Source organism: Acidobacteriota bacterium, assembly GCA_039028635.1.
In the GTDB taxonomy this organism is placed as follows: Bacteria; Acidobacteriota; Thermoanaerobaculia; order Multivoradales; family JBCCEF01; genus JBCCEF01.
Map to the genome: position 1 here is coordinate 1 of JBCCHV010000077.1, position 20,963 is coordinate 20,963.

At 70.5% G+C, this 20,963-nt stretch carries 22 protein-coding genes; 20 read left to right on the forward strand and 2 right to left on the reverse strand.

Going from position 1 to position 20,963, the window contains the following annotated elements:
• Together AAF604_22585 and AAF604_22590 are read right to left on the reverse strand one after the other, a co-directional pair.
• Positions 1-455, reverse strand: a 455-nt coding sequence (locus AAF604_22585) for a hypothetical protein (protein ID MEM7052470.1), incomplete at its 3' end; no start/stop codon positions are given.
• Positions 456-511: 56 nt separating this feature from the next.
• Positions 512-2,179 (reverse strand): electron transfer flavoprotein-ubiquinone oxidoreductase, encoded by a 1,668-nt coding sequence (locus tag AAF604_22590; protein MEM7052471.1) that lies wholly within the window; start codon positions 2,177-2,179, stop codon positions 512-514.
• A gap of 396 nt (positions 2,180-2,575) precedes the next feature.
• Between AAF604_22590 and AAF604_22595 the strand changes: the two genes are divergently transcribed.
• The 20 genes from AAF604_22595 (at position 2,576) to AAF604_22690 (ending at position 20,828) form a co-directional block, all read left to right on the forward strand.
• Positions 2,576-4,114 carry a type I 3-dehydroquinate dehydratase gene (locus AAF604_22595; GenBank protein ID MEM7052472.1) on the forward strand — a complete coding sequence of 513 codons (1,539 nt, stop codon included), beginning with the start codon at positions 2,576-2,578 and terminating at the stop codon, positions 4,112-4,114.
• The gene (locus AAF604_22600; protein MEM7052473.1) at positions 4,111-5,061 is read left to right on the forward strand and encodes an ATP phosphoribosyltransferase regulatory subunit; all 951 of its coding nucleotides are present in this window, start codon (positions 4,111-4,113) and stop codon (positions 5,059-5,061) included. Before AAF604_22595 ends, AAF604_22600 begins: the two co-directional genes overlap by 4 nt.
• Complete coding sequence (gene hisG / locus AAF604_22605) at positions 5,058-5,684, forward strand: ATP phosphoribosyltransferase (protein ID MEM7052474.1); 627 nt, start codon at positions 5,058-5,060, stop codon at positions 5,682-5,684. The genes AAF604_22600 and hisG overlap by 4 nt, the downstream gene beginning before the upstream one ends.
• Positions 5,681-6,970 (forward strand): histidinol dehydrogenase, encoded by a 1,290-nt coding sequence (gene hisD, locus AAF604_22610; protein MEM7052475.1) that lies wholly within the window; start codon positions 5,681-5,683, stop codon positions 6,968-6,970. Before hisG ends, hisD begins: the two co-directional genes overlap by 4 nt.
• Complete coding sequence (locus AAF604_22615) at positions 6,967-8,094, forward strand: histidinol-phosphate transaminase (protein MEM7052476.1); 1,128 nt, start codon at positions 6,967-6,969, stop codon at positions 8,092-8,094. The genes hisD and AAF604_22615 overlap by 4 nt, the downstream gene beginning before the upstream one ends.
• On the forward strand, positions 8,094-8,696 hold the full coding sequence (locus AAF604_22620) for an imidazoleglycerol-phosphate dehydratase (protein MEM7052477.1): 603 nt from the start codon (positions 8,094-8,096) through the stop codon (positions 8,694-8,696). Before AAF604_22615 ends, AAF604_22620 begins: the two co-directional genes overlap by 1 nt.
• A 24-nt stretch (positions 8,697-8,720) precedes the next feature.
• Positions 8,721-9,350 (forward strand): imidazole glycerol phosphate synthase subunit HisH, encoded by a 630-nt coding sequence (gene hisH, locus AAF604_22625; GenBank protein ID MEM7052478.1) that lies wholly within the window; start codon positions 8,721-8,723, stop codon positions 9,348-9,350.
• The gene (locus tag AAF604_22630) at positions 9,328-10,068 is read left to right on the forward strand and encodes a HisA/HisF-related TIM barrel protein (GenBank protein MEM7052479.1); all 741 of its coding nucleotides are present in this window, start codon (positions 9,328-9,330) and stop codon (positions 10,066-10,068) included. The genes hisH and AAF604_22630 overlap by 23 nt, the downstream gene beginning before the upstream one ends.
• On the forward strand, positions 10,065-10,844 hold the full coding sequence (gene hisF, locus AAF604_22635; GenBank protein ID MEM7052480.1) for an imidazole glycerol phosphate synthase subunit HisF: 780 nt from the start codon (positions 10,065-10,067) through the stop codon (positions 10,842-10,844). The genes AAF604_22630 and hisF overlap by 4 nt, the downstream gene beginning before the upstream one ends.
• Positions 10,841-11,542, forward strand: coding sequence for a bifunctional phosphoribosyl-AMP cyclohydrolase/phosphoribosyl-ATP diphosphatase HisIE (hisIE, locus tag AAF604_22640; protein ID MEM7052481.1), 702 nt, complete (start codon positions 10,841-10,843; stop codon positions 11,540-11,542). Before hisF ends, hisIE begins: the two co-directional genes overlap by 4 nt.
• Positions 11,539-13,005, forward strand: coding sequence for a chorismate-binding protein (locus AAF604_22645; protein ID MEM7052482.1), 1,467 nt, complete (start codon positions 11,539-11,541; stop codon positions 13,003-13,005). Before hisIE ends, AAF604_22645 begins: the two co-directional genes overlap by 4 nt.
• A gap of 5 nt (positions 13,006-13,010) precedes the next feature.
• A complete protein-coding gene (locus AAF604_22650; protein MEM7052483.1) occupies positions 13,011-13,613 on the forward strand; it encodes an aminodeoxychorismate/anthranilate synthase component II in 603 nt (200 codons plus the stop codon).
• Positions 13,610-14,638: an anthranilate phosphoribosyltransferase gene (trpD, locus tag AAF604_22655; protein ID MEM7052484.1), complete on the forward strand. Its 1,029-nt coding sequence runs from the start codon at positions 13,610-13,612 to the stop codon at positions 14,636-14,638. The genes AAF604_22650 and trpD overlap by 4 nt, the downstream gene beginning before the upstream one ends.
• Complete coding sequence (locus AAF604_22660; GenBank protein ID MEM7052485.1) at positions 14,635-15,435, forward strand: indole-3-glycerol-phosphate synthase; 801 nt, start codon at positions 14,635-14,637, stop codon at positions 15,433-15,435. The genes trpD and AAF604_22660 overlap by 4 nt, the downstream gene beginning before the upstream one ends.
• A gap of 29 nt (positions 15,436-15,464) precedes the next feature.
• Complete coding sequence (locus AAF604_22665) at positions 15,465-16,088, forward strand: phosphoribosylanthranilate isomerase (GenBank protein ID MEM7052486.1); 624 nt, start codon at positions 15,465-15,467, stop codon at positions 16,086-16,088.
• Entirely contained in the window at positions 16,072-17,310 is a 1,239-nt protein-coding gene (gene trpB, locus AAF604_22670; GenBank protein MEM7052487.1) for a tryptophan synthase subunit beta, read from the forward strand. Before AAF604_22665 ends, trpB begins: the two co-directional genes overlap by 17 nt.
• A complete protein-coding gene (trpA, locus tag AAF604_22675) occupies positions 17,307-18,119 on the forward strand; it encodes a tryptophan synthase subunit alpha (GenBank protein ID MEM7052488.1) in 813 nt (270 codons plus the stop codon). The genes trpB and trpA overlap by 4 nt, the downstream gene beginning before the upstream one ends.
• Complete coding sequence (locus AAF604_22680) at positions 18,116-18,793, forward strand: phospholipase (GenBank protein ID MEM7052489.1); 678 nt, start codon at positions 18,116-18,118, stop codon at positions 18,791-18,793. Before trpA ends, AAF604_22680 begins: the two co-directional genes overlap by 4 nt.
• A 56-nt stretch (positions 18,794-18,849) precedes the next feature.
• Positions 18,850-19,677, forward strand: coding sequence for an AraC family transcriptional regulator (locus AAF604_22685; protein ID MEM7052490.1), 828 nt, complete (start codon positions 18,850-18,852; stop codon positions 19,675-19,677).
• Between the two features lie 68 nt (positions 19,678-19,745).
• Positions 19,746-20,828, forward strand: coding sequence for an alpha/beta fold hydrolase (locus AAF604_22690; protein ID MEM7052491.1), 1,083 nt, complete (start codon positions 19,746-19,748; stop codon positions 20,826-20,828).
• Positions 20,829-20,963 lie beyond the last annotated feature (135 nt).

The window sequence follows — 20,963 nt, forward strand, 5'->3', positions numbered from 1 at the left end:
CTATTCCCCCCCCCCCCGCCCTGAGACCCCGTGCCGGCGCGCGTCTGGGGGCCGCTCCCCCTGGGGCCGTCCCTGCGGCCGCCTACCCCCTCGACCGTGAGGTCGACCTGCTGGTCCGCGATCTCGACCTGGTCGATCGGGAACGACATGTTGCCCTGGTCCGGGCTCCGCATGCGGCCGCGGAAGGCGCCGCCCGACTTCTGCTCGAGCTCGATCTGAAGGCGCAGGGTGGTGCCGCCGGGCAGGCTGAGAGATCCCTGCCACAGGCCTTCCAAGGAGGCCGTCGCATTCCCTGGGGTCGCGTTCTCTGGCGTCGCGACGTCCTGAGTCGCCTTCTCTGGGGTCGCCTTTTTCGGGGGCGTGCTCTGTGGGGTCGCAGCGAGCAACGGAATCGTCAGCAACAGGCTGGCGCCCAGGCCAGCGAGCCGCAGTGAATGCCGGGGACGAAGCATCATCGGCGCCTCCTCACGGGGGGATTCGGACGGCCGGTCGGCGGTTCGCCGCCGGCGGACTACATGCGGCTGTAGCTCGGGCCGCCACCGCCTTCCGGCGTCACCCAGTCGATCACCTGGTAGGGATCCATGACGTCGCAGGTCTTGCAGTGGACGCAGTTGCTGGCGTTGATCTGTAGCCGGCGCTGGTCTTGCTCTTCGACCATCTCGTAGACCGCCGCCGGGCAGAAGCGCTCGCAGGGGTTGCCGAACTCGACGGTGCAGCGATCGACGCACAGGTCCGGCTCGCGCACCACCAGATGGACCGGCTGGTCTTCTTCGTGGGAGGTACCGGAGTTGTAGACGTCGGCCAGCTTGTCGAAGGTGACCTCACCGTCGAAGGCCACCGCCGCTGGCGGCTCGGGACCCTTGCCGCTATCGAGGCGCCGCATCCGGCTGTGCCCCGGCTCGGTGCCGAGACGGTTCTTGAAGCCCCAACCGCGGCCGCCGGTGACCATGCCGAGGCCGGCCTGCAGCATGCCTCCGACCAGCCCATGATCGAAGGCCTGGTGGAAGTTCCGCACCTTCCACATCTCGTCGTAGATCCAGCTCTGACGCACCCGCTCTTCGAAGCCCGCCAGACGCTCGGCCGAGAGATCGTCGGCCTTGAGGCCTTCGAAGATGGTCTCGGCGGCCAGCATGCCGCTCTTCATCGCCAGGTGAACACCCTTGAGCTTCTGACTGTTGAGGAAGCCGCCGGAGTCACCGACGATCAGGAAACCGTCGCCGTGGCAGCGCGGCCGCGACCACCAGCCGCCCTCGGGAATCGCCTTGGCGCCATAAAACGCCATCTTGCCGCCTTCGAGCATGGCGGCGATCGCCGGATGGGTCTTGAGCCGTTGGAACTCCTGGTGCGGGTCGAAGTGCGGATTGCTGTAGTCGAGGCCGACCACCAGGCCGACGATGAGCTGGTCGTTCTTCATCCCGTAAATGAAGGAGCCGCCGAAGTTGCTGTTGCCCAGCGGCCAGCCCATGGTGTGGATCACGGAGCCCGGCGTGACGCGCCCTTCCGGGAGCTCCCAGACCTCCTTGATGCCGAGGGCGTAGATCTGAGGATTCTGGCCGGCATTGAGGTCGAGCGGCTCTTCGAGCTGCTTGACCAGGGTGCCGCGGGGTCCCTCTCCGAGGACCACCGCCCGGGTGCGGATGTCCATGCCGGGCTCGAAGTTGGCCTTGCGACTACCATCGTGACTGATGCCGCGATCGCCGGTGCGCACGCCGACCACCTTGCCGTCCTCGAGGAGGATCTGCGAGGCCGGGAACTCGCAGAAGATGTCGACCCCGGCCTCTTCGACCTGGGGAGCCATCCACTTGAGCAGCTTGCCGAGGGAAGCGACGCGGTTGCCGTGATTGTCGAGGGGTGGCGGAATCGGTAGCGAGAAGGACCGCTTGCCGGTCAGGAAAAGCAGCTTTTCTTCCTCGACACTGCCCTCGAAGGGGGCCTCCTCCCAGGTGTCCGGAAACAGCTCGCGAAAAGCCTTGGGATCGACCACTGCGCCGGAAATGGCGTGGCTGCCGATATCCTGCCCTTTTTCCAGCACCGCGATCATCGTCTCGAGGGGCTCTTCGGCCGTCTCGTTGTGCTTCTCGATCAGCTTGGCGAGATGGTAAGCACCGGCCAGGCTGGCAGGGCCTGCACCGACGAAAACCACATCCAATTCGAGTACTTCGCGGTCTTCTTCGCTCATCGCTTTGGGGCTGCTTTTCCGTTCGGAAGGGTGTCTTCGACGTCGTTTCGCCGAGCACCGATGGTACCACGCGGGTGCTGCTGCGGCAGGTGTTTCCGGGGATCCCGGCGGCGGCCCCTTGACACCGCCCGGGCGGCTGCTCTACGCTGCGCGGCAGTGGCACGGCGCTTTCGCCGTCGCCCTCAGACTGAATCGCAAGATGACGCTCGACGCCACCCTCCGCTCCAACGCCTCGGTCTCCGCGACCGCTGGCTGGTGGCATGGCGTGCATCATCACGGCGACTTCTAGGTCGGGCTTTCGAGTCCCGGCCGTGACGAGCCCGGGACGCGAGCAGTCGGCGACAATCATGCCAACCTCCTTCCGGGTCCGGAAGGAGGTTTTTGGTTTTGGGTGCAGTGATCTCGGACACCATCGGCGGCTCCCGGGCGACGCTGGTGGCAACCTTGGCCCATCGCGCGGCGACCTCGCCGGAGGCCCTGCGCACGGTCGCGGAGCAAGCTGACTGGCTCGAAGTGCGGGGCGATCTGGTGGGCGATCTCTCGCCGGCGGACCTGCCCGGCGACCGCCTCCTCTACACCGTGCGCAGTCGCGCCGAAGGTGGGCGCGGTGAGACCGATCCGGAGGATCGCCGCCAGCGTTTCGCGGCCGCCCTCGAAGCCGGCTACGGGCTGATCGATCTCGAGGCCGAGCGCGATCTCGAGGCCGAGACCCTGGCCCTGGTGCCGGCCGAGCGTCGCCTGCTGTCGTGGCACGGCCGGCCGCGAGATCTCGCCGACCTGACCCGCCGTTTCGAGGCCATGGCGACGACGCCGGCACGCTTCTACAAGCTGGTGCCGACGGTCCACCGCCCGGCCGAAGGGCTCTGGCCGCTGCAGCTCCTGGCGAGCTTGCAGCGCGCCGATGTGATCGCCTTCGGCGGTGGCCCCCAAGGCCTTTGGACCCGCCTGCTGGCGCCGCGGTTGGGGGCTGCTTGGATCTACGGCGCCGCGTCCGAAGAGGCGTCGGGAGCTCCGGGCCAGCCCACCGTGGCGGCGCTCCGGCGAGACTTCGGCCTGCCCGAGCTGGCGCCGGTGGAAGCCCTCTGCGGCGTCGTTGGTCGCCCGGTCGCCCACTCTCTGTCGCCTCGCCTCCACAACGGTGGCTACCGAGCCCTCGGCCTGCCGTTGCTCTACCTGCCCTTCGAAACCGAGCGCTTCGGTGATTTCTGGCTCGAGATCGTCGAAAGCCGGATCCCTCAGTCCCTCGGTGCGCCGCTCCGCGGCTTGAGCGTGACGGCGCCCTTCAAGGGCGCGGCCCTCGCCGTCTCGGGCGCCGCCAGCCCGCTGTGCGAGCGCCTCGGCGTCGCCAACACCCTGGTCTTCTCGGCCGGCGTCTGGGAAGCCGAATCCACCGACCCGGTGGGCATCGTCTACGCCCTGCGCTCCCACGGTTGCGAGCTCGAAGGTCGACCGGCGGCGGTGGTCGGCACCGGCGGCGCCGGTCGTGCGGCCGCCTTCGGGCTGGCCCGAGAGGGTGCCCGGGTCACCCTCTTCAACCGCGGCGCCGAGCGCGCTCGGGAAGCCGCCGAAGCCCTCGATCTGCCGTGGGCGCCCCTCGGCGACCTCGACGAGGGGCGTTTCGAGGTGCTGGTGCACGCCACCAGTGCCGGTCGTCGCCGCGACGATCCGGCGCCCCTCGATGCCTCGCGACTGGCCCCCGGAGCAGCGGTGGTGGATATGGTCTATGGGCAGGAGCCGACGGCACTCCTCGAAGCCGTCGCCGCCGAGGGCGGAATCGCCATCGACGGCCGGGAGGTGCTGCTCTACCAGGCCCTCGATCAATTTCGGGCGATGACCGGTCGCGACTTGCCTCTCGACCTCGGTCGCGAGCTCCTCGGCCTCACCTCGGACCCGGTAGGGGCCGGCCCCGCGGACGCAGGAGAGCTCGGCGGATGAAGATCTCCGATTCCCTGCCGCTCGGGGTCGCCGCCCTCCTGTTCGAGGCCGCCCGCCGTCGGCGCCGTCTCGAGGGTGTTTGCGTGGCTGCCCTCCAGGAGGCCGCCTTCGAGGAGGTGATCCTGCCGATTCTCGATTACCTCGAGCCCTACGAGCCGATCCTGACGCCGGCGACCCGCGCCGAGCTCTACCGCTTCATCGGACGAGACGGCGATCCCCTCGCCTTACGCTCCGACTTCACCGCCATGCTCGCCCGTCTGCTGGCGCCGCGGCTCGCCGCCCTCGACTTGCCGCTGCGACTGTTCTATCGCGGCGACGTGGTGCGCTACGGTGGCGACAAGGACAGTCGCGAGCGCGAGTTCTACCAGCTCGGAGCGGAGCTGGTGGGCAACGGCGGCGCCGCCGCCGAGCGGGAGATGTTGTGCCTCTTTCTGCGCCTGGCGGCGCTGGCAGAGCGGCCGGTGCGGGTGATCCTCGGCTTCGCCGGTGCCCTCGACGAGGTGCTGCTGGCGGCCGACGACGGTCGCTCCCTGGTGTCCGCCCTGCGTCGCCGCGAGCGCCGCCTGCTGCGGCCCGCCGGCGACACCCTGCTCGCCGTCGCCGAGCGGGGCGTTCCGGCGCAGCCGGCGAACCTCGGCGACGGCGCGGCCGGGCGGCTGCGGGCGCTGACCGCGCTGGTCGCCGAGCTGCGCCAGGAGTTCCCGGCCGCCGACCTTGAGATCGATCTCGCCGAGTTCGCTCACCACACCCTCGATCCCCGCCTCGCCGATGGCGGCGCCGATCGCACCTACTACGACGGCCTGGTGTTTCGCGCCTACGCCGCCGGCAGCGCCCGGCCGGTGGGCTCCGGTGGGCGCTACGATCGCCTGTTTCGGGACCTCGGGGCGGAGGTGCCGGCGGTGGGCTTCTCCTTCGGCCTCGACCGCCTGGCGGAGGAGGCGCGATGATCCGTCTGGCCTTGCCGAAGGGCCGCGCCCAGCGCACCGCGGTGGCGGCCCTCACCGCCAGCGGCCGGCTGCGCAACGGCCTCGATTCCGGGGATCGGCGATTGCAGATCGCTCTGCCGGAAGAGGGCCTCGAGCTGCTCTTCCTCAAGGGTTGGGATGTGCCGCGCTATGTCGAGAACGGCATCGCCGATTGCGGCTTCGTGGGCTCCGACGTGCTCGACGAGTTGGGCGGCGACCTGCTGGTTCCGATTCGGTTGCGCGAGGGCCGGTGTCGCCTCTCTTTAGTCGGTCACGAGGGCAGCCTGCCGAGTCCCGGCAGCCAGGTGCGGCTGGCCACCAAGTATCCCCGCACCGCCACCCGCACCGTCGCCGACCGCGCCTGGGGAGCGGAGATCGTCGAGCTCGCCGGGTCGATCGAGATCGCGCCGCTGCTCGGTTTGGCCGACCTCGCCCTCGACATCGTCGAGACCGGCCGGACGCTGCGCGACAACGGCCTGGTGGAGCTCGAGACGGTGGCCGAGGTAACGCCCTGCGTGGTGGTCAACCGGTCGTCCTTTCTGCAGCATCGCGATGCCATCAACTCCCTCGTCGAGGCTCTCGAAGGGGCGGAGGTGACCCTGTGAAGAAACCCCTGTCCATCCTGCCGGTGGAGTCGCGTCGCGGGCGCCGCGCGGTGGAGCGGCTGTTGGCTCGCCATGGCCAGGTTCTCGATCCCAAGGTGACCCGCGCCGCCCGGCGGCTGGTGGCCGAGATCCGCAACGGCGGCGATCGTGCGCTGCGCGCCGCCGTCCAGAAATATGACGGCGGCCGGGGAGCTTCTCTGGAGCTGCCGGTGCCGAAGCTGGAGGAAGAACGGGCGCGCCTGCCCGCCGGCTTCGCCGAGGCCCTCGAGCGCGCCATCGGGGCGGTCGAGCGGTACCACCGGCGTCAAGCCCACGAGGGCTTCCGTCTGGAAGCCGATGGGGTGATGATCGACGAGTGCCGCCGCCCCCTGCGGCGGGTCGGCGTCTACGTTCCCGGGGGCTTGGCGAGCTACCCCTCGACGGTGGTGATGACGGTGGTTCCGGCGCGGGTCGCCGGGGTCCGCGAGATCGCGGTGGCGACGCCGCCGGCCTCCTTCCATTCCAATCCGGCAGTGCGCTACACCCTCGCCCGCTTGGCCGTCGACGAGGTGTGGGGGATGGGGGGAGCCCACGCCGTTGCCGCCCTCGCCTACGGCACCGAGAGCTTGTCCCGAGTCGACAAGATCGTCGGGCCGGGCAACGCCTGGGTGACGGCGGCGAAGCGCGAGGTGATGGGAGATGTCGGCATCGACGGTCTCGCCGGGCCCTCCGAGGTGGTGGTGATCGCCGATCAAGACGCCGACGCCGCCTGGATCGCCGCCGATCTGCTGGCCCAGGCGGAGCATGATCCCCGCGCCGCCGCCATCCTGCTCACCCCGAGCCGTTCCCTGGCGCGGCGGGTCGGCGACGAGGTGGCGCGGCAGCTCTCCGAGCTGCCCACGGCGCAGACCGCGGCGGCCTCGCTGGCGGGCTTCGGCGTGGCCCTGGTGACGGCGACCCTGGAGGAAGCGCTGGAGCTCGCCGAAGGGCTGGCGCCGGAGCACCTGCAGCTCATCGGTGCCGGGTCGGAGGCGTTGGCGGAGCGGGTCGAGTGCGCCGGTGCGGTCTTCGTCGGTGCCACCACACCGGAGGTCTTCGGCGATTACGTCGCGGGTCCGAGCCACGTTCTGCCCACCGGCGGCAGTGCCCGCTTCGCCTCCGGTCTCGGCGTCGAGGACTTCGTGCGGCGCAGCCACCGAGTGCAGTTCTCGCCCGCCGCGGCGTCGCGCTGGGCCGCCGCCGCCGCCACCTTGGCCGATGCCGAGGGACTGCCGGCCCACGCCGCCGCGGCCCGGAGGCGGCTGTGAGTCGTTCCTCCCAGGCGATGCTCGACGACGTCCTCGCGACGGTCCGTCCCGCGGTGCGTGAGCTGCGCGCCTACCACCTCGACCTCAGCCCGTGCCGCTTCAAGCTCGATCAAAACGAGGTGCCCTGGGACCTGCCCCGGCGCATCAAGGAGCGCGCCCTCGAGCGGCTGAAGGCGGTCGACTGGGCGATCTATCCGGACTTCCACGGCGATCGGCTGCGCCGGGCCCTCGGCGAGCGCCACCGCTGGCCGTGGCAGGGCGTTCTGGTCGGCAACGGCTCGAACGAGCTGCTGAGCGCTGCGATCAAGACCTTCGCCCGGCCCGGTGGCGAGGTGCTCGGAACGGCCCCGACCTTCTCCCTCTACCGCGTCTTCTCGCTCGCCATGGGAGCGACCTTCCGCGCCTGCGGACCGCGCTTCGATCTGCGGCTACCGCTCGCCGAGCTCGAGGCCGAGGTGGCGCGAGACCCGCGGCGGCCGGTGGTGCTGTGCAGCCCCAACAACCCCACCGGCGACTCGGCCTCGCCACAGCGGGTGGCGGCCTTGCTCGAAAACCTCGCAGCGCCGCTGCTGCTCGACAACGCCTATGGTGAGTTCGGGCCCCACGACTATCGGCCGTTGCTCGACCGTTATCCCCACCTGTTGATCTTCCGGACTTTTTCGAAGGCTTGGTCGTTGGGCGGCCTGCGCCTCGGCTACGTGCTGGCGCGGCCCGAGCTGACGGCCGAGCTGATCAAGCTCAAGCTGCCCTACAACCTCGGCTTGGCGGGGCTCGAGATCGCCTGCGCGGCGCTCGAAGAGGCGCCGGCTCTGGAGCGCCGGGTGCGAGTGCTGGTGGGGCGCCGCCGGCAGTGGGCGGCCTGCCTCGAGAGTCACGGCCTGACGCCCTTGCCGTCCGACGCCAATTTCTTGCTGGTGCGCTGTGGCGCTGCCGTCGAGACCATCTTCCGAGGCCTCGGCGAACGCGGCATCCGGGTGCGTGATGTCACCAAATACCCCGGCCTCGAAGACTGTTTGCGCGTTTCCATCGGCGATGGACGCGCTTTGCGAGCCGTCGATCAGGCCCTCGGGGAGATTTTGGCCAAAGCCCCGACAGCGGTCGGAAGTCCTCCAGGGAGGTTGTGATGGAACGAAAGAGTCAGTACCAGCGGGAGACCGGGGAGACGCGCATTCGCCTCAGCCTCGATTTGGCGGGCGGTCCGCGCCAGCTGGCCGTGCCGGACGGCTTCTTCCGCCACATGCTCGATGCTCTCGCCACCCACGGCGGCTTCGGTCTCGAGGTCGAGGCCATCGGCGACACGGAGATCGATCTCCATCACACCGTCGAGGACGTCGGTCTGGCCCTCGGCGAGGCCTTCGCAGCGGCCTTGGGCGAGCGCCGCGGCATTGTGCGCTTCGCCCACGCGTACGTGCCCCTCGATGAAGCCCTGACGCGGGCGGTGGTCGACCTTTCGGGGCGGCCCTTCTTCCACTATCGCGAGGCTCCGGAGCTCGCCGGCCTGTGGGTGACGCGGGAATTTCCGCTCACCCTGGTGGCCGATTTCTTCCAGGCCTTTTCGGACCGCGGGCGATTCAACCTGCACCTCGACTTGCTCGCCGGCCGCAACGGCCATCACGCCGCCGAATCGGCCTTCAAGGCGGCGGCGGTGGCGTTGCGCCAGGCGGTGGCGCTGCGCGCCTCGGAGGCGTCCGAGGTGCCGTCGACCAAGGGAACGTTGACGCGATGAAAGGGACGAAATGAGGCGCAAGCGATGAGCCGGCGAGCCGTCATCGTCGATACCGGGGTCGGTAACCTCGGCAACCTGGTGCGTGCCCTGCGGGCGGCCGGCGCCGCGGCCGAGATCAGCCGTGACCCGACCCAGGTCGCCGCCAGTCGCTGTCTGGTGCTGCCCGGGGTCGGTGCCTTCGCACCGCCACGGGAGGCGCTGCGCGGGGAGCTCGAGGCCGCCCTGCGCCACAGCCTCCAAGCCGGCGCCTGGCTGCTCGGAGTCTGTGTCGGATATCAACTGCTCTTCGAGGTCGGAGAGGAGTTCGGAGAGACCGACGGCCTGGCCCTTTTACCCGGCCGCGTCACCGCTTTGCCGACCACCGTGCCGCGGCCCCACATCGGCTGGAATCGCCTGCGCCGGCTGGCCGCCTCGCCGCTGCTCGCCGGCCTCGAGGACGGTGCCAGCGTCTATTTCGTGCACAGCTTCGCGCCCCAGGGGGTGCCCTCCGAGAGCTGCCTGGCAGAGTGTCTTCACGGTCGCTCCTTCGCCGCCATGGCCGGCCGCGGGCGCATCGCCGGCACTCAGTTTCATCCCGAGAAGAGCGGTGCCGTCGGGCTCCGCCTGCTGACCAACTTCGTGGAGATGGCCCATGGAACTGCTGCCGTCGATTGATTTACGCCGCGGCCGCGTGGTGCGCCTGCGCCAGGGCGACGATGGCGCCCGCACCGACTATGGGGGCGACCCTCTTCAGGTGCTCGAGCGCTACGCCGCTGCCGGGGTGCGCTGGATCCACCTGGTCGACCTCGATGCCGCCTTCGGCGAGGCCGGTCAGTGGGCGCTGGTTGCAGAGCTGGTGGCCGCCGGCCGGCGGCATGGTCTCGCCGGCCTGCAGCTCGGCGGAGGTCTGCGCGATCGGCAAGCGGTCGCGACGGCCCTCGAGGCGGGCTGCGAGCGGGTGGTCCTGGGCTCGCTGGTCGGGCGGCGGCCGGAGGAGTTCCGGCGCCTCGCCGAAGACTGGCCGGAGCGTCTGGTGCCGGCCCTCGACGTGCGCCGCGGCGCGGTCCGCCTGGAAGGCTGGACGGTCTCCGCCGACCGCTCCCTCGACGAGCTCTGCGCGGCCTTGCGCAGCTTGCCCTGCCCCGGAGTCCTGGTGACCGACATCTCCCGCGACGGCACCCTCGACGGGCCTAATCTCGAGCTGACGGCCCAAGTCGGCGCGGCCAGCGCTTTGCCGGCTTGGGTGTCCGGCGGCGTGCGTTCCCTGGGGGATCTCGAAGCGGCCCGCGACACGCCGGGGATTGCCGGCGCCGTGGTGGGGCGGGCGCTCTACGAGGAGGCCTTCACGATCGGCGATGCGGTCGCCGTCTGCCGCCAGGAGGTGGCCCCGTGAGCGCTCGGACCGAGCTCACCTGCCGCGTCATCCCGTGCCTCGATGTCGCCGATGGCCGGGTGGTGAAAGGGGTCAAGTTCCAGAATCTGGTCGATCGCGGCGATCCCGCCGAGTCCGCCCTGCGCTACGCCGATCAGGGGGCCGACGAGATCGTCTTTCTCGACATCTCGGCGGCGCCGGAGCGGCGCGCCACGGACCTCGCTTGGGTCGAGCGCAGCGCCGAGCAGATCTTCGTCCCGCTGACCGTCGGCGGTGGAGTGCGCTCGGTGGAGGATGCCCGCGCCCTGCTCAAGGCCGGTGCCGACAAGGTCGGCGTCAATACCGCCGCTGTCGCCCGGCCGGAGCTGCTGACGGAGCTCGCCGAGCGCTTCGGAAGCCAGTGCGTGGTGCTCTCCGTCGACGCCCGGCGCCGCGACTCGGCGGACGGCTGGCAGGCGGTGACCCACGGCGGCCGCCGCGAAACGCCCCGCGATGCCCTCGAGTGGATCGCCGAGGGGGTCGAGCGCGGCGCCGGTGAGATCTTGCTCACCAGCATCGACAGCGACGGCACCCAGGAGGGTTACGACCTCGAGCTGCTGTCGGCGGCCAGCGAGCAGGTGGCGGTGCCGGTGATCGCCTCCGGCGGCGCTGGCCGGCCGCAGCATCTGGCGGCGGCCCTCGGCGCCGGAGCGGCGGCGGTGCTGGCGGCTTCGATCTTTCACGACGGCACCTACAGCGTCGGCGAGGTCAAGGCGCTCCTGCGGGATGCCGGTCACCCGGTGCGGGAGGTGCCATGAGCCTCGATCTCGAATCCTTGCGCTTCGGCGATGACGGCCTGCTGCCGGTGGTGGTTCAGGACGTCGCTAGTGGCACCGTCTTGATGCTCGCCTACGCCAATCGCGAGGCCGTGGCTCGCACCCTCGCCGAGGGGCGGGTGTGGTTCTGGAGCCGATCGCGGCAGAGCCTGTGGTGCAAGGGCGAGACCTCGGGCAACTTCCTGCGCCTGGTGTCCCTGTACGCCGACTGTGACCGCGACGCCCTCTTGGTGAGGGTCGACCCGCAGGGGCCGACCTGCCATCGGCTGGTGCGTAGCTGCTTCGACGCCAGCTCCGAGGAGGCGGTGCCGTCGGCCCTCGAGCTCGGTTGGCTGGACGACGTCCTGTCGCGCCGGGCGGACGCCGATCCGGCCGCCAGCTATACCGCCCGCCTGCTCGCCGCCGGCCCGCAGCGCATCGCCCGCAAGGTCGGCGAGGAGGCCACCGAGACGGTGATCGCGGCGGTCGGCGGAGGCTCCCGCGACGAGCTCTGTAGCGAAGCCGGGGATTTGATCTACCATCTCCTCCTTCTGCTCCGTTCCGGGCAGGTGACCGCCGCTGATCTCGCCCGCGAGCTGCGCCGCCGACACCTCGAGCCGGCGGCGGCGCCGTCGCGCAAACCGGAAGCGCCCCCGGATCCCGCGCCAGCCGAATCAACCTCTGCCGAGGAGACTTCATGACCCCGTCGCCGCGCCGGGCCGTGCCGCGCATTCGAGAGTTCCTCGCCGACAGCCTCACGCCGCTGGGGGTCTACCGCCGCCTGGCGGAGATCTCGCCGACGCGCTTTCTCTTCGAGAGCGTCACCGGCGGCGATCAGGTGTCGCGCTACAGCTTCCTGGGGGTGGGGCCGCGGCACTGGCTGCGCCTGTTTCCGGACCGCCTCGAGCTCAGCGGTCCCGAGGGTACCCGCGAGGAGAGCGGCGATCCTCTGACGCTGCTGCGGCGGGTCTTGCACTCGGTGCGGGCGGAGGCGGCCCCGGTGCCCTACGCCGGCGGCTGGGTGGGCGCCTTCGGTTACGACTTCGTGCGCGCCATCGAGCGCCTGCCCAACCGGCCGCCGGATGCCTTCGGTCTGCCCCTGACCACCCTCGCCCGGTTCGACGAGGTAGTGGTCTTCGATCACGCTCGGCAGCGCGTGCTGGCGGTCTCCAACGAAATCGAAGGTGAGATCTCCCGCGCCGAAGCGGAGGCCGGTCTCGATCGCCTCGAGCGGGTGCTCACCGCCGGCGGCGGCCTCGGCGGCGTGGCGGTGCCGGTGGGTCTGGCAGTCGGCGGCGGGGCCGCCATCGACGAGCGTGCCGAGGCCGAGCCCAGCCTGTCGCGGTCGGCCTTCGAGGCGGCGGTGACCGCCGCCCAGGAGCACATCGCCGCCGGCGACATCTTCCAGGTGGTGCTGGCGCGCCGCTGGACGATTCCGCGGCGAGTGGCGCCGCTGGCCCTCTACCGGGCGCTGCGGCTGATCAATCCGAGCCCCTACATGGTGCTCCTCGAGACGCCCGACTTCGCCCTCGCCGGAGCTTCACCGGAGGCGCTGGTGACCAAGACCGGTCGAGTCCTCGAAACCCGGCCGATCGCCGGCACGCGACGGCGGGGAGGCGACGCCGCCGAGGATCTGCGGCTGGCCGAGGACCTGCAGGCGGATCCCAAGGAACGGGCCGAGCACGTCATGCTCGTCGACCTGGGACGCAATGACCTCGGCAAGGTCTCGGCGCCGGGCAGCGTGGAAGTGGCGAGCTTCCAGCGCATCGAGAACTACAGCCACGTCATGCACATGGTATCGAGCGTGGTGGGAGAGCTGGCCGAGGGCCGCGATGGCCTCGACGCCCTGGTGGCCTGCTTCCCGGCGGGCACCGTCTCCGGAGCACCGAAGATTCGGGCGATGGAGATCATCGACGATCTCGAGCCCGAGGCCCGCGGCCTCTATGCCGGCGCGGTGGGTTACTTCGGCTTCGCCGGCGATGTCGATACCTGCATCACCATTCGGACGCTGGTGGTGCGCGGCGACGAGACGTCGGTTACCGCCGGTGCCGGCATCGTCGCCGACTCGCAGCCGTCTCGCGAGGCGGACGAGACCGAGAACAAGGCAGCGGCGCTGCTCGCGGCGGTGGCCTTCGCCGAGCGCCTGGAGGAGGAAAGCGCGTGATCTTGATGGTCGACAACTACGATTCCTTCACCTACAACCTGGTGCAGGCCTTGACGGTGGCCGGTGCCGAGGTGCTGGTGTTGCGCAACGATGCCGAGGCGGCGGCGGCGATGCTCGAGCGCCGGCCCCAGGGCATCGTTCTGTCGCCGGGACCGGGGCGGCCGGAAGGGGCCGGGGTGTGCCTCGACCTGCTCGCCCTCGAGCCCACCGTGCCGGTGCTCGGGGTGTGCCTCGGGCACCAGGCTCTGGCGGTGGCCTGTGGCGCCGTCGTCGGCCGCGCCCCGCGCCTGATGCACGGCAAGACCTCGCCCGTGCGCCACGACGGCCAGGGCATCTTCGCGGGCTTGTCGCAGCCCTTCGAGGCCACCCGCTACCACTCCCTTGACGTCCCTCCCGGAACCCTGCCGGAGGCCCTCGAGGCCAGCGCCTGGGCCGACGACGGCATTCTGATGGGAATGCGACACAAGCAACATCCTTGGTTCGGCGTGCAGTTCCATCCCGAGTCGGTGCTCACCGTCGAAGGTCCGCGGCTGCTCGAGAACTTCCTGCGCCGCTGCGGGGTGGCGACCACCCCGGCGCCGGCGACAGCAGAGGAGGTGACGACGTGATCACACCTAGCGAGGCCCTCGGCCGCCTGTGCGACGGCGAAGATCTGAGCAAGGCCGAGGTGGCTGAGCTCTTCGGCCAGCTGATGGACGGCGAGATGTCGAATATCGAGAAGTCCGCTCTGCTGGTGGCGCTGCGCATGAAGGGTGAAACGCCGGCGGAGATTGCCGGCGCGGCGGTCGCCATGCGTCAGCGGGTGATCGCCGTCGAGCACCGCTGTCCGGAGGTGGTCGACACCTGCGGCACCGGTGGCGACGGTTCCGGAACTTTCAACATCTCGACGGCGGCGGCGCTGGTGGCGGCGGCCGGTGGCGCGACCGTCGCCAAGCACGGCAACCGCTCGGTGTCGAGCCGATCCGGCAGCGCCGATGTGCTCAGCGCCCTCGGCCTCGACAAGATCCTCGGGCCGCGAGAGGCCGGGCGGTGCCTCGCCGAGGTCGGCATCGCCTTTCTCTTCGCGCCGCGCTTCCATCCCGCCATGCGCGAGGTCATGCCGGTGCGCCGCGCCCTCGCCCTGCGCACCGTGTTCAACGTCCTCGGCCCGCTGACCAATCCGGCCGGTGCCCACTGCCAGTTGGTCGGCGTCTACCAGGAGAGTCTGGTCGAGGTGGTGGCGCGGGTGCTGGCGGACCTCGGCAGCCGCCACGCCCTGGTGGTCCACGGCGACGGCCTCGACGAGATCACCACCACCGGCGAAACCTTGATCGGCGAGGTGCGCGATGGCGGGGTGACGCTCGCCCGCTGGACGCCGGAGAAGCTCGGCACGGCGGCGGTGGCGAAGAGCGACCTGGCCGGTGGCGAGCCGCAGGAAAACGCCGCCGTCATGGAGCGCCTGCTGCAGGGCGAGGCCGGTCCGCTGGCGGAGATCACCGCCGTCAACGCCGGCGCCGCCCTCTACGTCGGCGGCCGCGCCGAGACCCTCGTCGACGGCATCGCGGCGGCCCGCCGGCTGCTCGCCGAAGGCACCGCCTGGGAGCGACTCGAAGCGCTGCGCCGCTTCACCGCCAGCGCCGAGGAGGATGTGTGAAGGTCGCCGAGATCCTCCTCGACATCACCGCCCAGCGGCGGCGGGCGATGGCAGGCGTCGACGACCCGGCTCCGGCGCTTCCGGCTGGGGAGCTTGCGGCGTCATTGCTGACGAGGGTCGAGAAACCCTTCCTGGGCGCCCTCGCGGAAGGTCCCGGGCCGGCGATCATCGCCGAGGTCAAGATGGGCTCGCCGCGGCTCGGCTCGCTGCTCGGCCGGATCGATCCGGCGGAGCAGGCGCGGCGCTATGTCGACGGCGGGGCAGCGGCCCTCTCGGTGGTGGTCGAGCCGGATTTCTTCCACGGTTCCTACGAGCTCCTCGAGACCTGCAAGCGGGTCTCCGGCCTGCCGGCCATCGCCAAGGACTTCGTGGTCGACGATCGCCAGCTCTTCTGGGCGCGCGACGCCGGGGCCGATGCTGTGCTGCTGATCGCCGCCCTGCAGGGCCGCGACGAGCTGCGTCGTCGGGCGCGGCTGGCTCGCCGCCTCGGTCTGGTGCCGTTGATCGAGACCCACGACCGCGGCGACGTCGAGCTACTGGCCGGTGAGGACTGGGAGCTGGTGGGGGTCAACAACCGCGACCTGCGCACCTTCGAGGTCGACATCGAGCGCTCCATCGAGCTGCTGCCGAGGCTGCCGGTGGCTGCCCTCAAGGTGGCCGAGAGCGGCCTGGCGAGCGGCGATCAGGTGGCGCGCCTCGCCGCGGCCGGCTTCCGGGCATTTCTGATCGGCGAGTCGCTGCTGCTGGCGGACGATCCGGTGGCGCTTCTCGCCGAGCTTCGTGGGGATCGTCGATGACCCTTGCCGGGCCCCCGAGGCGGCCCCTGGTGAAGGTCTGCGGCGTCACCACCGTCGCCGACGCCCGGCTCGCCGTCGACCTCGGCGCCGACCTGGTGGGCCTCAACTTCTATCCGCCGAGCCCGCGCCATCTCGAGGTCGGGCCAGCCCGGGAGATCTCCCGCGCCATCGCTGATCGCGCCCTCAAGGTCGGAGTGTTCGTCGACCGGCCGGTCGACGAGATCGACGACATCGATCGTCGGGTCGGCCTCGATCTGATCCAGCTCCACGGCGACGAGTCGCCGGCCCAAGTGGCCCATTGGGGGGAGCGGGCCCTGCCGGCGATCCGGGTGCCGGCGCGGCAACGCGAGCCCCTCGATGCTGGCCTTTTGGAGGATTACCCGCGGGCCTGGGGATTTTTGTTCGACATTCGCCACGCCGCCTACGGCGGCACCGGCATCGCTTGGAACTACGATACCCTTGCCCCGCTCGAAGGCTCCCGGCCGCGGCTCGTGGCCGGTGGAATCGATGCCCCGTCGGTGCGCCGTGCCCTGGCCGCCAGCGGGGCGACGGGAGTGGATGTCTGCTCCGGAGTCGAATCCGCTCCGGGGCTCAAGGACCCAGAGAAAATGCGACGATTCTTCGAGGAGGTACGCCATGGCGCGCGCGACTGAGGCTACCGGCCAATTCGGTCCCTACGGTGGGCGCTTCGTTCCGGAAACCCTGATGGCGCCGCTGGCGGAGCTGTCCAAGGCCTACGACAAGATCATCCGGCAACGCGCCTTTCGCCGTCGCCTGCGCGGTCTGCTGGCCGACTACGCCGGTCGACCGACGCCCCTTTACCTCGCCGAGCGCCTGAGCGAGCGGCTGGGTGGGGCGCGCATCTACCTCAAGCGCGAAGACCTTCTGCACACCGGGGCTCACAAGATCAACAACGCCATCGGCCAGGCGCTGCTGGCCCAGAAGATGGGCAAGGAGCGGGTGATCGCCGAGACCGGCGCCGGCCAGCACGGCGTGGCGACGGCCACCGCGGCCGCCCTGCTCGGCTTGCGTTGCACCGTCTACATGGGCACCGAGGACATGCGCCGGCAGCGTCTCAATGTCGAGCGCATGCGCCTCCTGGGGGCCGAGGTCTGCGGCGTCGACGCCGGCAGCCGCACCCTCAAAGACGCCATCAACGAGGCGCTGCGCGACTGGGTCACCCACGTGCACCACAGTCACTACATTCTGGGCTCGGTGCTGGGCCCGGACCCCTATCCTCGGATGGTGCGCGACTTCCACCGCGTCATCGGCGACGAGGCGCGGCGCCAGCTCAAGAAGGCGGAAGGGCGCTGGGGCCCCGACCTGGCGGTGGCCTGCGTCGGCGGCGGCAGCAACGCCCTCGGCCTGTTCACCGCCTTCTTCGGCGATCGCACGCGCATGATCGGCGTCGAGGCGGGAGGCCGGGGCGACGACCTCGGCGAGCACGCGGCGCGCTTCCAGGGCGGTACCCTCGGCGTCCTCCACGGCACCCGCACTCTGGTGCTGCAGGATCGCGAGGGCCAGATCGTTCCGACCCATTCCGTGTCGGCCGGCCTCGACTATCCGGCGATCGGGCCGGAGCACGTTTTCCTGCACGACGAGGGACGGGTGGAGTACACCTCGGTGGGAGATCGTGAGGCCATCGACGCCTTCCACCTGCTCGCCGAGACGGAGGGCATCCTGCCGGCCCTGGAGTCGGCCCATGCCCTCGCCGAGGCGGCGCGCCATGCGCCCCACATGTCGGCGAAGATGGTGATTCTGGTCAATCTTTCGGGCCGCGGCGACAAGGATGTCGAGTCGGTCCTCGGCTTCGACTCCGGCGATGGCGTGGTGACGCCCTTCGTCGATCGGCGTGCCGAACGGGAGCGGTCATGAGTGCCCTCGACCAAGTCTTCGCCCGCTGCCGGGAGCAGAAGCGGGCCGCCTTCATCCCCTTCCTGATGGCCGGCGATCCCGATCTCGAGACCACCGAGTCGCTGATCCGGGCGCTGGCCGCCGGTGGCGCCGACATCATCGAGCTCGGGGTGCCCTTCAGCGATCCCATCGCCGATGGCCCGGTCAACCAGCAGGCGGCGGCGCGCGCCCTCGCGGCGGGTACCACCATGGCCGGTATTTTCGACGTCATCGCCCGCTGCCGCGACAGCATTCGAGTGCCGATCGTGCTGTTCACCTACTTCAACCCGATCCACGCTCGCGGTATCGAGCGCTTCTCGGAGCAGGCGGCGGCCTCCGGAGTCGACGGTGTGCTGTGTGTCGACCTGCCTCCCGAGGCGGCCGCCGACCGCTTCATTCCGGCGCTCACCTCGCGCGGCCTCGATACGGTCTTCCTGCTCGCCCCCACCAGCACCAAGGATCGCATCGCCAAGGTGGCGGCGGCGTCTCGGGGCTTCGTCTACTACGTCTCTCGCACCGGCGTCACCGGTGAGCAGTCGGCGCTGGCGCCGGCGCTGATCAAGGAGGTCAAGAAGGTGCGCCGGCGGTTGCCGCTGCCACTCGCCGTCGGTTTCGGCATCTCCTCACCGGAGCAGGTCGCCGAGGTCGCCAAGGTGGCCGATGGTGTGGTGGTGGGCAGCGCCCTGGTGCGGCTGGTCGGAGAGCACGCCGAAGACCCCAATCTGCCGAGCTTGATCGAGGAACGGGTGCGCATCCTGAGCTCGCCGCTGGCGGCGAAGGCGCCGGCGTGAGTCGCGACCGGCCCAGCGGTCGAGCGGTGGCGCGGCAGATCGCCACCATCGTTCACGGCACCTATCTCCTCGAGCGACCCGCCGAAGGCCCGGAAGAGGTCCTGCTGATGGGTTTCCACGGCTACGGCGAAGGCGCCGAGAGCCAGCTCGAGGCGCTGCGCGCCATCCCCGGCAGCGAGGGCTGGGTGCTGTGCTCGGTGCAGGCGCTCCACCCCTTCTACACCCGCAGCGGCCGGGTGGTGTCGAGCTGGATGACCAAGTTCGACCGCGATCGCGCCATCGGCGACAACGTCCACTACGTGTCGGCGGTGCTCGCCGAGGTGCTGCGCGATCTGGGCACCATCGAGCGCCTCGCCTTCACCGGTTTCTCCCAGGGTGTCGCCATGGCCTATCGCGCCGCCGCCGGCTGTGGCCGCAAGAGCGATGCCCTGGTAGTGCTCGGCGGCGACGTGCCGCCGGAGGTCGCCGCCCGCGACCTGCCGGGCTTTCCTCCGGTGCTCATCGGTGCCGGCAAGGAAGATCCCGCCTACACCCCCGAACGGATGGCCGAAGATGTCGCCATTCTCGAAGGCAAGGGCCTGGCGGTCGAGGGCTATGCTTTCGACGGCGGCCACGAGTGGGCCGAAGACTTCCGCCAGCGGGCGGCGGCTTTTCTCGCCGAGCGCTTGGCCTGAGGGCCGCGCCGGATCCCAACGGCAACCCGCAGGTCGGGTCGGGCGTATCTCTTGCCATGGCCGACCAGACGCCCCTCGGCGGAGCTTGCAGCCTGCGCCGCATCGGACCCTTCTCCCTGTGGGAGAGCCGGCAGCCACCGGGCTTCGAAGTGGCGGCCCACTACCACCGACATCCCTCCCTTTGCCTGGTCCTCGATGGCGGTTACCACCAGGATTCTGCGTCGCCGTTCTGGGTCGGCCGCGGCATGGCGGTGCTGGCTTCCCCCAGCGCCGGCGGCGGTATGCGCTTTGGTCCGGAGGGCGCCCGCACCCTTCTGATCGAGGGACCGGAAGAGGCCTGGGGGGACGTCCTCGGCTTCGGCAAGCTGCCGGCGAGGGAAGAAGTGCGTGACGACGTGTCGGGGTTGGCGCTGGCGTTGGCGGTCCATCTACCGGCCGCCCGTGAGGCCCGGATCCTCGATCTGGTAGTCGAGATGGCGGCGATGCGAGCCCAGGAGAGCAGAGCCTCGGGGCCGCTGCCGCGGTCGGTGAGAGACGCCCTGGCGGTGATCGAGGATGGCCTCCGCGAGGGTGCCCTCGGCGAAGACGGCCTCGGCGAGGGCTGGACCCTCTCTTCCCTCGCCGCTGCGGTGGGGGTGAACCGGGTCACCCTGGCGCGCGGCTTCCGGCGCCATCTGGGGACCACCGTCGGCGAGTATCTGCGAACCCGCCGGCTGGGCCGGGCGGCCGAACGGATCGCGCGCGGAGAGGCGCTGGCGGCGGTTGCCGGCGAATGCGGCTTCGCGGATCAGAGCCATCTGACGCGTCACTTCCATCGTCGCTTCGGGGTTTCGCCGGCGAGGTTTCGCCGGCGCTTGATGGCGGTCCCTGACGGTGCGGTTTGAATCCCGGTAGGCCCGTCGAGGCTACGGAGGTTCAAGACGGCGCCGGCAGGACTCCTTAAGCTGGTGCCATGACTGCAAGACAAGGCACCGTCCTCACCGTCATTTGCTTCCTGCTGATGTCCACACCCGGCCTGTGGGCCGAGGAGGCCGGCAATCCGACCCGGGACCTCGTCATCTCGGTCCCCGGCGCCGAGCTGGCGGCCACCGTTTCCCTGCCAGCGGCGGCCGAAGAGAGCTCCGGCCCCGTGCCCGGCGTCGTCCTGCTCCACGGTTCGGGACCTTCGACGCGGGCCTTTCAGGCCCCCTTGACGGCCTGGTTCCTCGCCCGCGGCTTCGCCGTCCTGGCGTTCGACAAGCGGGGCTGCGGCGCCTCGACCGGAAGCTGGATTCGGTCCTCCCTCGATGACCTCGCCGGCGATGCGGCGGCCGCCCTGGATGCGCTGCGCAGTCAGCCCGAAGTCGCCGGCGGCAGGGTGGGATTCTTCGGTCACAGTCAGGCCGGCTGGGTGGTGCCGCGGGCCGTTGCCGGAGGGGCCGAGGCGGATTTCGCCATCGTCGTCGCCGGCGGTGGCGCCCGACCGACGACGGTCGAGTCCTGGGGTTACCAACAGGCCTTCGAGCGCGCCGGCCTGGAAGATGCCGAGCGGCGGCGGGGCTTCGAGTGGATCGAGCGCTACTTCGCCTATCTCGAATCCTGCCGCGGCCGGGAAGCCCTCGCCCGTGGGCTCGAAGGCGAGCGGGGTCGGCCCTGGAGCGCCATCGCCTCCCTCGACAAGATCTTGCCGAGCGAGAGCAACTGCCCCAACTGGCGTTGGGTGGCGACCTACGATCCTCTGCCGGACATCGCAGGCCTCGGCGACTTGCCGATGCTGGTGTTGTTCGGCGGGCGCGACTCCCAGGCGCCATCGGAGGTCTCGATCGCCCGCTGGCGGCTCGGGCTGACCCTGGCCGGAAACGACCACCAGCGCCTGGTGCTGTTACCGCAGGCGACCCACAGCCTCGGGCTCGGCATGCACCCCGGAGGCCACGGGGCGGCGTCCGCAAGCCGGCCAGAGCCGGACGGCGACTACATGAAGGAGATCGCGAGCTGGCTGCGCGATCAGGGGCTGGGCGGTCTGCCGAGGTTGGCGCCGACAGCGGCCGAGCCCTGAGCCAGCTTCGACGGTCGCCTGCGACCGGTGGACGCGGTTCCGAGGCGATGCTAGCCGACCGCGCCAAGCGCTTCCCGTAGCCCTGCTGATTGACGGACTCAAAAATAGAATATAAATTCTAGAATGTGAGTTCTG